Source organism: Thioclava sp. FR2, assembly GCF_051200875.1.
GTDB lineage: Bacteria > Pseudomonadota > Alphaproteobacteria > Rhodobacterales > Rhodobacteraceae > Pseudotabrizicola.
The window spans coordinates 3,011,767-3,024,800 of record NZ_CP195191.1; the positions used below are offsets into that span (position 1 = coordinate 3,011,767).

Genomic DNA, 13,034 nt, shown 5'->3' on the forward strand with positions numbered 1-13,034 from the left:
TAGCCGGGCCGGAGCGGGACCTTGAGTTTTTGCAGCATTGATCCCGGAGCGCGGATTGGCAGCAATGTGCGCTTTGGCCACGGTGTTCGTGTCTACGGCAACGTAGAAATCGGCGACGACTGTCAGATTGGCGATTTTTCGGTCATTGGTCACCCGACTGTCAGGGAGGGCAGTTCGCCTCTGAAGCTTGGGGCCGGGGCGAACATTCGCTCTCATGCAGTTGTATATGAGGGTTCAGAAATCGGCCCCTATTTGGAAACGGGCCATCATGTTGTGATCCGAGAGGGTGCCGTCATCGGTGAGAACCTTCGTCTGGGCAATTTTTCCGACATTGAAGGGGCCTGCCAGATTGGTGACTTCGTGCGGATGCACAGCTACGCACATGTTGGGCGCGGATCACGCATTGGTGACTTTGTTTGGTTGTTCTCGCTAACCACGCTAATGAATGATCCGCTCCCGCCTTCTCACCTCGCTGACCCTGTAACAATTGGAGATATGGCTACGGTTTGCGTCAATGCGCAGTTGATGCCCGGGGTAAAGATCGGTCGGGGAACTATGGTCGCTGCCGGAGCCGTAGCTCGTGGTGAGATCCCCGCAGGTGTTGTTATTTCGGGCCCGGATGGCGAGATCGCTGGACCAATTCGATTTGTGATGCACATGGAGAGTCGAACCCGGCATCCATGGCATCGTCATTTCGCTGATGCTTACCCAGAACGCGCTCGGAGCCGAATTGCGGCGCTGGGTGCTGAAATTGACGCAGAAGCCGCGGCGGTTGCCGCGCTCTGATCGAAAGAAGGATATGTGATGACCCGTTCAGACATTCTCGCCCTTATGAATACCGTGCTGGCCAAGCGTGGCCGTGCGCCCGTATCGGCAGAAACGCAGACCACACGCGACGCGAACTTTCGTAGTCTGGACTTTTCAGAGGTTGCGCTGCGCATTGAAACCTCTCTTGGTCGTGAGCTTGCATTTGACGCTGCCTCTATGCGGCGCATCGAGACCGTAAAAGATGTTCTCGATTTCTTCGAGGACGCAACGAAAGCCGCCTGATCGCATGCCGCAGATCCATGCCCAAAACAAGATCCGGTTCGGAGAACGCCTCGAAAGCTGGGAATCGTTGGAAACCGCAACGATTGAGCGTTTAGGCCCTGCATCGGCACGTGTTGGTAGGCGCACGGTTTTTGTTGTTTCGGGAATGGAAGAAGCGCTGGGTGCAATTGCCTACGGGCTTCAAGGTGGTCTTGATTTCGGTGTAATTGAAAACAGCAGGTTGTCGCCGGAGGTTGAGGCGCGATTTGCGGACGCTGGGGTCGAACTCACAAACGCAAGAAGCGGCGCGCTCATTGGGTTGCCTGCCAAAGTGGCGGAGTTTGTACCGGGTCGCATCACGGTCTTGACCTCAGGCACGACTGGACTGTTGAAACTTATCCCGCATACCCCTGACACTTTGAACACATTTGATCGCGTTCGGGAAATGCCGCCAAACGGGTGGTTCCTTCCCTATCAGATTGGATCTTATGCTTGGTTTCAGATGGTTGCTCTGGGGTTGTTTGTCGCCGAACAAACGCTGATCCCCGGTGATTTTTCCGATTTGGCCGGAAGTTTTGAGACAGCGCTGCGTACGGGAGCAGTTTCGGCCATTTCGTCGACGCCAACCTTTTGGCGGCATGCTCTTATGTCGATTGACGAAGATCTTCTACGCGCGGCGGATTTGAAGTCGATCTCGATGGGGGGAGAGATCGTCGATCAGCCAATTCTCGATCGACTGGCTTCACTTTATCCCAATGCGAAAATTCGGCATATTTACGCTTCGTCAGAAGCAGGCGCGGCGATCGTCGTGACCGATGGCAGGGCGGGATTTGATGCTGGTCTTTTGTCTCGCGCATCGGGTGCAATTGGGGTGAAGGTCGAAGATGGGCGGCTTTACATCCGCTCGCCTTATGTCAATCGGGACGAGACTGAGGTTTGGGTCGATACCGGAGATCTGGTCGAGGAAAGAGCGGGCAGGGTTTACTTCTGCGGAAGAGCCGGTAACCAAATGATCAATGTCGGTGGGCAGAAGGCCTTTCCTGTCGATATCGAAACCCATTTGATGACTCATCCCGATGTTGTCTGGGCGCAGGTTACGGCGCGACGTGCCCCGTTGGTTGGGCACCTTCCTGTTGCTCAGGTTGTTCTTAGTAAACCCATGAACGCTGATGACGCAGAAGCAATGATGATCGCGCATTGTGATGGCCGCCTTGCGGAATATGCTGTCCCAAGGATGTGGGACTTTCTTGAAACAGTGCCTATGCGGGCGAGTTTGAAAAGCTGATGGGAACAAAGATGCACACCAAGAATCAATCGATCATCGTTTCCGGAGGTTCGCGAGGGCTGGGTCTGCACCTTGCCGAGCGCTTGCTTGAAAACGGAAATCGTGTCGCGACCTTTGCCCGTTCGCGTACAAAGGCGATGGACGATCTGTCGGCTAAATATGGCGATGCCTTTCACTTTGTCGAACTCGATGCAGTCGATGCGGTGGGGGTGAACCAGTTTGTAGCGACGGTAGCGGACAAGTTCGGGAGTATCGACAGTGTTGTGAACAATGCTGCCATTGGTCAGGACCAGCTTCTGATGCACACCGATCTGGACACGATCCGGCGCATCGTCGACATCAACATCGTTGGACCTACGCTGCTGACCCGTGCTGCTATCAAGCGAATGCTCCTGCAGGGCAACGGAAACATTTGCAATATTTCCTCGATCTGCGGGTCGCGTGGTTATGCAGGATTGTCAGTCTACGCCGGATCTAAGGGCTATCTTGATGCCATGATGCGGGCATTGGCACGCGAGGTCGGTGAGGCCGGTATCCTCGTAAACTGCGTTGCACCAGGTTTTTTTGAGTCTGAAATGTCATCAGTACTGCTTCCCGAACAGCTTGCCACAATCAAGCGTCGTACACCCTCGGGCAGCCTTTCGAACGACGAGAACATCTTCAAGGTCGTTGATCTGGTCATTTCGGGGACGACGAACATGCAGGGACAGGTTGTCTTTGTCGATGGCGGGATCACAAGCTGACCCTGTGCCATTCGGGTGTCGTATTGTTTGCGACACCCAGCTGTCCGGCCCTGCTAGCCATGACGGCGCGGGAAATCGTTTTGTCCTGTTTCCCCCAGCCATAGATGGCTTTGACTACGCTTTGGATGTCGAACGGCGCGATGCTCCGTTGCCAGAATTCCTTACCGCTTTAATCGGCCCGTTGGGGTTAAAAGCGTGGGGCGAGATCGAGGTCGTCGCAAAATTGTTGAATGTGCCCGCGCATCTGGTGTTGCGAAGATATTTGGCTGAAGGTTTGCCTGCGATCCTAGAGCGAGAATCGATTGAGATTGCCCGCTCGGACACCATCACTCATTGGCGTGTTGTCGGGCGGTGCCGTGCCGATGGTTCGTGATTAAGTGGGACGTTTCCTGCCGACCGAAGTTGTTTCCAACGAATGATAATCTTCCGAAGGTTTTCTTTCGGACGATCTTCTTGTTAGAATCAAAAACCTGCCATCCCTACCGGCAAGCTGCTGGCAGGATTTGTGAAAACTGATGATGGATTGGATAGTCGATGCCAATTAGCGCTGCAGAACAGTTGATGATTGAATTGGTCAATCGTGCGCGGCTTGATCCGTTAGCAGAAGCGGCGCGTCTCGGAATCGATCTTAATGCTGGGCTGCCATCCGGAACGCTAGACGGATCAGCGCGGCCGGTTTTGGCCCCAAATGATCTTTTGCACAATTCGTCGGCCGATCATTCACAATGGATGCTCGATACCGATCTTTTCTCTCACACTGGCGCGGGCGGTAGCAGCCCGGAAGACCGGATGGTTGCGGCTGGCTATATCTTTACGGGCTTTTGGGGCAACGCAGAGAACATTTCCTTTCTTGCTTCCACGAGGCTCGTCGATGCCGTGTCTGCGATCATTCAACAACACGACAATCTGTTCGAAAGCGCCGGTCATCGGCTGAACATCCTAGATGCATCGTTTCGCGAACTGGGCGTAGGTCACCGTCTAGGGGCATTCACCTTCAGCGGAACAACTTACAATTTCACCTATATGGTTACCCAGAATTTTGCCTATTCCGATACGACGACTTTCATCACAGGTGCCGTCTACGAAGATACTGACCTGAATGACTTCTACTCGCCAGGAGAAGGGCAGGGGAACTACGTCTTCGAAGCTTTGGGAGCGCGCACTAACAGCGAAGTTGAAGGTGGCTATGCCTTGGAAGTTGCGGACGGCACTTCGCGTACTGACCCGGTCGAAGTCACAGTCAGCAACCCCGGAGCAACTTCTGTCTTGCGATTGTCGTTAGATTTGGGTGGCCAGAATGCCAAACTGGACGTCGTTAATGGCACCGAGGTCGAGATTTCCGCCAACGCCGTGCTCATTGAAGGTATCACGAGGGCTACCTTGCTTGGCGTCGCGAGCCTCTCACTGACGGGCGCAGATGCGGCCGAGACACTGGTTGGGAACCGTGGCAACAATCTTTTGAATGGCAGCGGCGGCAATGACTCGATCATTGGCGGCGCTGGCCGCGACACAGTCTTCGGCGGTGTGGGGGATGATCTGATTTATGGCGACGCCGGCCGCAACGTGCTGATGGGTGACGATGGCAACGATCAGATATTCACAGGAACTGAGGGGGATTTCGTTGGCGGCGGCGCAGGCAATGACACGGTGCGGGGATCGGACGGCAATGACACGATCTATGCCGGCTTGGGCGATGACAACATAGGCGGCGGGGCAGGTAACGACCTGATCTATGGCTCGGACGGATCGAATGTCATCTATGCTGGTTTGGGCAATGACACAGTGCAGGGCGGTACGGGCAATGACACAATAGTCGGCGGCGGTGGTTACAACGCATTGTTGGGCAATGACGGCAACGATTTGATTTATGCCGCCTCTAGCGGTGAGTTCATGGCTGGCGGTGCGGGCAACGACAGTATTTTCGGAGCAGAAGGCGGCGATACAATTTTCGCTGGCATTGGTGACGATTTCATTGGTGGAGGTGCTGGAAACGACCAAATACACGCTGGTGCAGGGAGCAACCGAATCTACGGCGGTCTTGGAAATGATACGATCACGGCTGGTGTCGGCCGTGACGTGATGACCGGCGGGCCAGGCGCTGACGTTTTTGTTTTCTCGAGTGCAGCCGCAATTGGCATTGGCGCAGGCCGTGATGTCATTACGGACTTTGCCAGCGGAGTGGATGACATTGATCTCCGGGGATTGGGTCAAACATTTAATGGTTCATCTGGTCTCACGGCTGGAGGGGCCGCATCATTTTATTACTTTGCGGCTGGCGGTCTGTTGATCGGGGATCAGAATGGAGATGGTGTTGCTGACTGGGTCATCGAACTGTCAGGCGCGCCACGCGTTGCCGCAGATGATTTCCTGTTATGATCAGAAGTATCTAGCAAGCACGACCGCGTTTGCGCAGTACGCGCTTATCTGACCTATCATGCGGTTCGATCCGCAGGATTACCTTCGAAGTGTTCGTTTCGCAGTCAAAACTGCCTTAGATGCCGAAAGGGAGGCCAACGCCGTTTTGCGTTGAATGCTCATCTGCCCCGTCTAGTAACCTGTCTAGCGGACAGATGGCCTCGAGGGCCCGTCGATCGAAGATGGTGACGGTCTGACCCTCGATCTTGACGCCATGAGCTTCGAGTGCCTTGAAATTTCGAGAGAGATTTTCCGGGGTCATCCCAAGGTAAGACGCAATGAGCCGTTTTTCGACATTCAACTTAAAGCTTTCATCCCCAAAACGCCCCTGCGACTGCTTCATCAAGTATGCCGCCAGTCGTTCGCGAGAGTTTCTGAGTTTGAGGTTCTTTGCATGGCGAACCATGGCCCTGTAACAACTGGCTAACTCCCCAATTACTGACACTGCGAACTCGGGATCGCGGCGAAAAATGGCGCGAAGATCGGAGGCCGGCACGAGAATGATACGGGACCGTTCCAGTGTGCGGGCCGACATCAGGTAGGGTGCATCCTTTATGCAAGCGGCAAGGATGAAAGTGCCGATTGGATCGACGACAGCCATTGTGCAGCGATTGTCTTGCCATCCGGAAAAGAGTTCGACAGAGCCTTCGACGACGACGTGAAGAAAGTCGGCAGGCTGGCCCTGTTGGATAAGTTCCAGTCCGGCAGGAAAATTCTGTGCGTAGGCACCACGCATGAGGTCATCGAAATTCGCCTGAAGCATGTTGCGAAACAGGGGAAGGTGACGGATTTCGGGCAAGTCCTCGGTTCTCATTTGCTTTCTTTAATATGCAGGAGCCAATTTTGTCTTTTGAGGCATGATACGCATCAATTGATGGCTCGCGATCTGGTCAAATTGCCTCAGGCCCTTATCTGTCGCTGCTCCCAAGTTCGCCGAACCGGCAGCAAGCTAATGTGAGGCTGAACAACACTTGCGCGAATTACTATTGTTAAGGACGACTCTGGCAGGAGCGGTCATCAGAGCTTCATGAACGATGCTTGAAGCCCCAAGTAATGAAACCCCTTCCAATGCCAAATCAAGGTAGAGACGACACGTTGGTTGTCAGGCGTTCTCTTATCTCACGAATGCCCTGCCCCCCGCGCATTGGGGAGTTGCCTGCATCTCGGCAAACAGGGCTGCGGTTGCCGACGCGCTGTTTACCGCCGCAGGTCTTTACCGCGATAGGTCCAGAATTCATTCACTTTACGCGGCGTTTTCAGATGCGCGATTGGAAAGCGCAATTCGCAAGTTGTGATCAAGCAAAAGCCGCTAGCGAGCAAGTGTGCCCGCGCCGATCAGGTTGAGCAGCGGTTGACCCACTGCCAAGCGGTTAACATTTTCCGCGCATGTCTCTGTACGACGGCGAACCGTTCCGGTCGTCCAACCTGACATGTGCGGTGTTATGATGACGTTGGGCAAACTCTGGAATGGAAGGTTTCCCGGCATTGGGTTTGGGTTGTCTGGTGTTGGATAGACATACCATGTATCTATGATCGCTCCGCCCAGCTGTTCTGAAGCCAGTGCATTGAAAAGATCACGCTCGTCGATGACGGCCCCGCGACCGACGTTCATAACGATGGCGTGTCGGGGAAGCGCGGAAAGAACGGTTGAATTGATCAGGCCCTTGGTTTCCGGCGCCAAGGGTAAAGTGTTGATCAAAATGTCAACTTTGGCCGCCATTTGATTCAGATCGACAAGCGACCATGCCCCGGCATATGTCGTATGGCCAAGGAGAGAGCGGTTGGCCACATGCACTTTCATCCCAAACGCCTGTGCTCTTTGCGCGATGGCTTTTCCGATATGGCCGTGACCGACGATACCGATTGTCTGGCTGGCAAGTTCTGTTCTCAGTCCATTTGGGCCACCCGCCCAATAGTGCCAATCGCCGTGTCTGAGGCGTGCATCGGCATCGCTTACTGGGACATGACGCATCAAAAGCGCAGTCATGACATATTCCGCGATGGCGATCTCATGCCCAAAAGCATTGCAGACCGCGCATGAACTGGCCAAAGCGGAAAAATCGACACCATCATACCCGGCAGCAGGCAGTTGGAACAATCGCGCCGACAGGGCTGGCAAATCTGGGGTGTATTTGATGCCGATCACAACATCTGAGGACGCCAGTGCCTCCGCCTCGCCCTTTTGATCCAAACTGTCTGACACGACATGAATGTCAGCCTGAACGTTCAGCAGTTCGGCAAAACCGGGCACAAAAGTCGAAGCGTTCCTGCCAAAGAATGTGATTTTCACTTTTGGTGCGTCCTACAGAACGGAGATCATGCCGCCATCGGCATAGATGATTTGACCGGAAACGTAGTTCGAAGCGTCTGAAGCCAAGTAAATCGCGGTGCCGGCCAATTCCTCTGGCAGACCCCAGCGACGCATTGGTGTGCGCGATTTGACCCAGGCGTCAAACTGAGGATTTGAGAGCAGGGCTTCGTTCATGTCGGTGACCATGTAGCCAGGGCCGATAGCATTCGCTTGGATCCCCAACTCGCCCCATTCCGCGGCCATTGCCTTTGTCAGCATCTTAATGCCGCCTTTGGCGACAGTGTATGGCGCCACCGTTGCCCGAGCGAGTTCGGATGTCAGTGAGCCGATGTTGATGATCTTGCCGCGGCCGCGCTGTGCCATGCGTTTGGCAGCTTCTCGACCTATGACGAAGGCCGAGGTCAGGTTGATGTCGATAACGCGTTGCCAATCGCTTGTTTCCAATTCCAGCATGGGTTTGCGGAATTGGATTCCTGCATTGTTAACCAGAATGTCGACCTCAACACCTTGATCGTCCAGAGCCGAGAATGCCGCCTTCACCGCGCTTTCATCAGAAACGTCAAAGCGGGATGTGAGCACTGAAAATCCTATGTCCGTCATCTCGCGCGCTGCAAGTGAAAGACGATCAGGGTCCGACCCATTCAAAATGACACGGGCCCCAGCCCCGGCCAAACCTTCGGCAAATGCGCGACCAAGGCCGCGCGATGATCCTGTGATCAACGCAGTACGACCCGAAAGGTCAAAGAGAGAGAGAGACATTGAAGATGTTCCGCAAGGTTACGTCTCCGAGATTACGATGCGATCTCGGGAACTTTTGTTTGGGAAGGAAGTACGCGTTCTTCTTCGTCGATGACCGGACGAATATCTTCACCCAGATGGCCAAGGTGGTTGTCGATTGCGGCGCGCAAAGCCGGGATATCCTTCGCCTCTAATGCTGAAATAATGGCTTCGTGATGCCGAACAACACGATCTCGGTTCCGTTTTTGACTGGCAGCCAAGTAACGCGCACGCCATAGTCGGGCCAGATAGGAGCGGTGCGTCTCTTCTAACGGCCGGTTTTTGGCTGCGCGCACGATTGCCATATGAAATTCCATGTCGATCTCAAACAGATCTAATGGATCAGAGTAATCGTACTGCGCAGCGATCCGATCATGTATCGACCTGATCTCGGCCAAATCTTCGGGCAGCGCGTTGGCGCAAGCCAATTCAGCAGAAAGCTTTTCCAAGGCTAGGAGAACGGTTACTTGGTCCGAAATCTCCTTGAAACTGGGGCGAGCAACGATCGGGCTGCGCGATGGCCGTAAAACAACCAGTCCATCTTGGGCGAGAATGCGAATAGCCTCGCGCATTGGAGTTCTGCTGACACCAAGCTCGGATGCATTGTCGCGTTCTTTGATTGCTGATCCCGGCAAGAGCTTGCCGCGAAGGATGTCTCGACGCAGTTGAGCGGCGACATCTATCGCGAGGTTTGTATCCGTCATCCGGCTACTCCACGGCGCCCGAAGCGGGCATTCTTCTACGCCAACGCGACAATGTTCGTCGCTTGATCGGCACGAAATCTGGTATACCAAAAATCGTTGATTGTCGAGCCAGCATTCGCTAGCCTGCATTTGGGATTGGTATACCAGCACAGCAAGTAGACGGACCAGGACCGCAAAAATCCGGCTCACAAGGCCGATTAGGGAGGAGACCAAAATGAAACTTAAGGCGCTTTTGACGTCTGCGGCAGTGACCGCTGCCCTTGCCGTTCCGGCATTCGCAGAAACCACGCTGCGCATTCAGACTCACTATGGGCCGGAAACGATTTCGGGCAAGAATGCCGCCCAATTCGTTGACGACGTTCAAGTGATGTCCAACGGTGAAATCAAGATCGAGATGTTCTATTCGTCTTCGGTCGTTGCCTCGGTCGAAACCTTTGACGCGGCAGTGAACGGAATTCTGGACTGCGACATGACGGGTGGTGCTTACCAAACTGGCAAGAACCCAGCCTTCCAGTTCGTCGGCGATATCATGGGTGGCTATGACACGCCTTACCAACAGCTTGGCTGGCTCTACAAGGGCGGCGGTATGGAGGCAGCCCAGAAGCTTTACAACCAGTATGGCATGGAGCTGATCGGTTGGTGGGTTGTGGGTCAGGAAGCGCTTTCCTCGTCCAAGCCGCTCGACTCGCTTGAGGCGTTCAAGGGTTGGAAGTTCCGCTCGCCTCCTGGACTGGAGACCAAGATCTTCGAAAAGCTGGGCGCATCGCCCATCGTGATGGACTTTACGGAAGTCTTCACCTCGCTTGAATCGGGGATTATCGAGGGTGCCGATGCTTCGATCCTTGCGAACAACAAGGGCATGGGGCTCTATGACATCGTGAAGCACGCCACCTATCCGGGCTTCCACTCGATGCCTTCGGACCATCTTGCCTGCAACAAGACAGTCTGGGATGCGATGCCCGAAAATCAGAAGCGCATCATGACGACTGCGATGCAGAAACTGGCCCTGCAACAGGCGCTGACAGCCGAATATGAGAACAACAAGGCCGCTGCCGAGTTGAAAGCTGCTGGCGTTACGCTTTGGAACCTGAGCACCGAAGATCGCGCCGCCTTCCGCGCTGCAGCTGTTTCGACTTGGCCGGAATTCGCGACCACCGACGAAGCCAAGGCTCTGGTTGCAGCGCACACCGAGTACCTGAAATCCCAGGGCATGGCGAACTGACGTTCTGACGTCCTGAAAGCAGTTGGCGGGCCGGACTGGCCCGCCTTCCCATGCTGTGCGGGGCACCGCATGGGGCAATCGGTCCACCCAAGAACAGGGAGAGCGCTATGCAAAAGCAAAGCGTCTGGCTGGGGCCGCTGCGGCCCATAGTGCGCAGTGCCATGATCATCTTGGTTGGATTGACGCTCTTTATGTGGGCTTGGCTTGCCCTTGGGGCGATGCTCTTTGGAACAGGCATCGGGATGCAAAACATGTTGCGCCCCGAGGGAAATTTGTCGGTCATCGCGACGCTTTGGTTTGGCTTTGGCGCAATCATACTTGTGGCGGTCTATCTATCAGACACCGTTGGGGCGATAGAAACCCAGCCCAAAGGGGCGCTGGATGTCGTGTCATTGATCTGCGCGCGCTTGGCGATGGTCGGGATCGTCGCTGTTGTGGTCGTTATGTTCTACGAAGTGGTCGCGCGTTATGTCTTTGAAAAGCCAACCCTTTGGGCAAATGAATTTTCATTGTGGATTGCAGGTTTTATTTTCTTGCTGGCAGGCCTTTACGCCATGCAGCAGCGCAGTCACATCAGCATCTATATCGTCTATGATATGATGCCGCGCTGGGCCAAGAAGACGTCTGATGTTGTTTCAGTCGCGTTGATCTGGGTCTTTGCCCTTTCGCTCATCTGGGGCGGTTTCAATGAGGCCTGGGACAAGATGATACGTTGGGAGACGTTCGGTACGGCTTGGGACCCGCCACTTCCCGGAACGATCAAGCCAGGTATCCTGATCCTTATTGGTCTTGTCGCTGTTCAGGCGCTGTCAAACCTGATCCTCGATTGGAATTCTGACCGGGGAACGCATTCACCGCTGGATGAGATCGACCAGACAGAGATCGAAAACCTTCGCCGCACGCTGGAGTCTAAGTAACATGGAATTTCTGGCGAGCCTTGCTTGGCTGAAGGTATCTGACATCGGCACATTGTCGGTGATCTTGCTCATGGGAATGTTTGTCCTTTTGGCAATCGGGATGCCACTGGGTTTCGCCTCTGCCTTTTTGGCGGTGGCGACCTTGGTGATGAAGTTCGGACCGGAATTGCTGTATGGGGATTTTGGTCGTGGCCCTCTCTCGGTCCTGGGGCAGGCCGTCTACCGGCAGATGACAAACTACGTTCTGATCTCCGTGCCGCTGTTCATCTTTATGGCTGCGCTGCTTGAAAGATCAGGTATCGCTCGCGACATGTACGCTTCGCTGAACGTCTGGCTGAGCCGGACACGTGGCGGGATTGCGATTGTGACCTCGATCATGGCGGTCATTATGGCTGCCATGTCGGGCATCATCGGAGGCGAAGTTGTTCTGCTGGGCCTGATCGCGCTGCCTCAGATGCTAAAACTTGGCTACAACCAAAAGCTCGCCATCGGAACGATCTGTGCGAGCGGATCGCTTGGCACAATGATCCCGCCTTCGATCGTTCTGATCATGTATGGGCTGGTTACGGAAACCTCAATCAAGGCGCTGTTCACAGCGTCCTTCCTGCCGGGCTTCATGCTCGCATCATTCTACATCATCTACATTGTGACACTGACGCGGATGTACCCCGAAACGGCACCTTTGCCGCCAGATGATCCGGACGACCCGCCTAGCCGGGAAAAATCTTTGATGTTTCTGGGCTTTCTTTGTCGGTTCACATTGTGGGCAAGTGCCGTTCTCTTCTTGCGCGCGCTGTTCTTCACGGTGACTGGGGCAAACAAGATTGTTGAGGGCGTCGATCCGATCCCGCTGGGTATGGTGAGTGATATGCCGTGGATTGGGGGAACCTTTGTTTTGGCGGCAATGGTCATTCAATTCGTTGTCGGACGCGAACGCACGGCGCAGGGTTGGAAAATGGGCAGCGGTCTGGTCGCGCCAATCGTGGTGATTGGGGTTGTCCTTGGGTCGATCTATGGCGGAATTACCGGCATCACCGAAGCTGCTGGTATGGGTACGATTGCGGTCTTCGTAATCGGACTTTTGCGACGCGAAATGACCTATGAAATCGTTTGGGACAGCCTGATGCGTACGCTGAAGTCGACAGGAACGATCATCTGGGTCACCATTGGCGCCGCGGCGCTTGCGGCCTCTTACACCTTGGCGGGCGGGCCGACCTATGTGGCGAACATGATCGTTGGTGCCGAACTTCCGACGATGGGGATCATCTTCCTGATGATGTTCATCTTCCTGATCATGGGCATGTTCATGGATTGGGTCGGGATCGTTCTGCTGATTATGCCAGTGTTCCTGCCAATCGTTCTAAAGCTGCCAATTGAGGAATTGGGCTTCTTTGGTTCGCTTGAACGTAGGGATGTTGCGGTCTGGTTCGGAGTTCTGTTTTGCATGAACATGCAAGTCAGTTTCCTTTCTCCGCCGTTCGGCCCAGCGGCCTTCTACCTGAAATCGGTTGCTCCGGCACACATCTCTTTGACGGATATCTTCCGTGGGTTCATGCCCTTTATTTGCATCCAGCTTTTGGCCCTGTTCGTGCTGCTGGCTTGGCCACCGATTGTGACCGTGTTCCTTTAAC

13 protein-coding genes are annotated in these 13,034 nt (G+C 54.6%); 9 read left to right on the plus strand and 4 right to left on the minus strand.

The genetic code is table 11. From position 1 onward, the window contains the following. Positions 1 to 21 precede the first annotated feature (21 nt). From ACSBLW_RS14430 to ACSBLW_RS14455, 6 genes are all read left to right on the plus strand, one after another. On the plus strand, positions 22 to 786 hold the full coding sequence (locus tag ACSBLW_RS14430; protein WP_435257301.1) for a hypothetical protein: 765 nt from the start codon (positions 22 to 24) through the stop codon (positions 784 to 786). Between the two features lie 18 nt (positions 787 to 804). Then, complete coding sequence (locus ACSBLW_RS14435; protein WP_435257302.1) at positions 805 to 1,050, plus strand: hypothetical protein; 246 nt, start codon at positions 805 to 807, stop codon at positions 1,048 to 1,050. 4 nt (positions 1,051 to 1,054) lie between these two features. Beyond that, a complete protein-coding gene (locus ACSBLW_RS14440; protein WP_435257303.1) occupies positions 1,055 to 2,314 on the plus strand; it encodes an AMP-binding enzyme in 1,260 nt (419 codons plus the stop codon). A gap of 11 nt (positions 2,315 to 2,325) precedes the next feature. Continuing rightward, positions 2,326 to 3,057 carry an SDR family NAD(P)-dependent oxidoreductase gene (locus ACSBLW_RS14445; protein WP_435257304.1) on the plus strand — a complete coding sequence of 244 codons (732 nt, stop codon included), beginning with the start codon at positions 2,326 to 2,328 and terminating at the stop codon, positions 3,055 to 3,057. Next, positions 3,038 to 3,430, plus strand: coding sequence for a hypothetical protein (locus ACSBLW_RS14450; protein ID WP_435257305.1), 393 nt, complete (start codon positions 3,038 to 3,040; stop codon positions 3,428 to 3,430). Before ACSBLW_RS14445 ends, ACSBLW_RS14450 begins: the two co-directional genes overlap by 20 nt. Positions 3,431 to 3,591: 161 nt before the next feature. After that, a complete protein-coding gene (locus ACSBLW_RS14455) occupies positions 3,592 to 5,433 on the plus strand; it encodes a CAP domain-containing protein (RefSeq protein WP_435257306.1) in 1,842 nt (613 codons plus the stop codon). Between the two features lie 115 nt (positions 5,434 to 5,548). On the opposite strand, the gene ACSBLW_RS14460 is transcribed toward ACSBLW_RS14455, so the two are convergent. From ACSBLW_RS14460 to ACSBLW_RS14475, 4 genes are all read right to left on the minus strand, one after another. Further along, positions 5,549 to 6,286, minus strand: coding sequence for a cyclic nucleotide-binding domain-containing protein (locus ACSBLW_RS14460; RefSeq protein ID WP_435257307.1), 738 nt, complete (start codon positions 6,284 to 6,286; stop codon positions 5,549 to 5,551). A 495-nt stretch (positions 6,287 to 6,781) separates the two neighbouring features. After that, complete coding sequence (locus ACSBLW_RS14465; RefSeq protein WP_435257308.1) at positions 6,782 to 7,762, minus strand: 2-hydroxyacid dehydrogenase; 981 nt, start codon at positions 7,760 to 7,762, stop codon at positions 6,782 to 6,784. A 12-nt stretch (positions 7,763 to 7,774) separates the two neighbouring features. Next, the gene (locus ACSBLW_RS14470) at positions 7,775 to 8,542 is read right to left on the minus strand and encodes an SDR family oxidoreductase (RefSeq protein ID WP_435257309.1); all 768 of its coding nucleotides are present in this window, start codon (positions 8,540 to 8,542) and stop codon (positions 7,775 to 7,777) included. A gap of 32 nt (positions 8,543 to 8,574) precedes the next feature. Beyond that, positions 8,575 to 9,393 (minus strand): GntR family transcriptional regulator, encoded by an 819-nt coding sequence (locus tag ACSBLW_RS14475; RefSeq protein ID WP_435257310.1) that lies wholly within the window; start codon positions 9,391 to 9,393, stop codon positions 8,575 to 8,577. An 85-nt stretch (positions 9,394 to 9,478) separates the two neighbouring features. On the opposite strand from ACSBLW_RS14475, the gene ACSBLW_RS14480 reads away from it, so the two are divergent. The 3 genes from ACSBLW_RS14480 to ACSBLW_RS14490 all read left to right on the plus strand — a co-directional run bounded on the left by ACSBLW_RS14480 (position 9,479) and on the right by ACSBLW_RS14490 (position 13,033). Continuing rightward, positions 9,479 to 10,486: a TRAP transporter substrate-binding protein gene (locus tag ACSBLW_RS14480; protein ID WP_435257311.1), complete on the plus strand. Its 1,008-nt coding sequence runs from the start codon at positions 9,479 to 9,481 to the stop codon at positions 10,484 to 10,486. Positions 10,487 to 10,593: 107 nt separating this feature from the next. Next, positions 10,594 to 11,403 (plus strand): TRAP transporter small permease subunit, encoded by an 810-nt coding sequence (locus tag ACSBLW_RS14485; protein WP_435257312.1) that lies wholly within the window; start codon positions 10,594 to 10,596, stop codon positions 11,401 to 11,403. Position 11,404: 1 nt separating this feature from the next. Beyond that, positions 11,405 to 13,033: a TRAP transporter large permease gene (locus ACSBLW_RS14490; protein ID WP_435257313.1), complete on the plus strand. Its 1,629-nt coding sequence runs from the start codon at positions 11,405 to 11,407 to the stop codon at positions 13,031 to 13,033. Position 13,034 lies beyond the last annotated feature (1 nt).

Coding starts and splice junctions, on each gene's coding strand:
- ACSBLW_RS14435 (WP_435257302.1), top strand. CDS start 805: ATGACCCGTTCAGACATTCTCGCCCTTATGAATACCGTGCTGGCCAAG.
- ACSBLW_RS14475 (WP_435257310.1), bottom strand. CDS start 9,393: ATGCAGGCTAGCGAATGCTGGCTCGACAATCAACGATTTTTGGTATAC.
- ACSBLW_RS14445 (WP_435257304.1), top strand. CDS start 2,326: ATGCACACCAAGAATCAATCGATCATCGTTTCCGGAGGTTCGCGAGGG.
- ACSBLW_RS14485 (WP_435257312.1), top strand. CDS start 10,594: ATGCAAAAGCAAAGCGTCTGGCTGGGGCCGCTGCGGCCCATAGTGCGC.
- ACSBLW_RS14455 (WP_435257306.1), top strand. CDS start 3,592: ATGCCAATTAGCGCTGCAGAACAGTTGATGATTGAATTGGTCAATCGT.
- ACSBLW_RS14440 (WP_435257303.1), top strand. CDS start 1,055: ATGCCGCAGATCCATGCCCAAAACAAGATCCGGTTCGGAGAACGCCTC.
- ACSBLW_RS14480 (WP_435257311.1), top strand. CDS start 9,479: ATGAAACTTAAGGCGCTTTTGACGTCTGCGGCAGTGACCGCTGCCCTT.
- ACSBLW_RS14470 (WP_435257309.1), bottom strand. CDS start 8,542: ATGTCTCTCTCTCTCTTTGACCTTTCGGGTCGTACTGCGTTGATCACA.
- ACSBLW_RS14460 (WP_435257307.1), bottom strand. CDS start 6,286: ATGAGAACCGAGGACTTGCCCGAAATCCGTCACCTTCCCCTGTTTCGC.
- ACSBLW_RS14450 (WP_435257305.1), top strand. CDS start 3,038: ATGGCGGGATCACAAGCTGACCCTGTGCCATTCGGGTGTCGTATTGTT.
- ACSBLW_RS14490 (WP_435257313.1), top strand. CDS start 11,405: ATGGAATTTCTGGCGAGCCTTGCTTGGCTGAAGGTATCTGACATCGGC.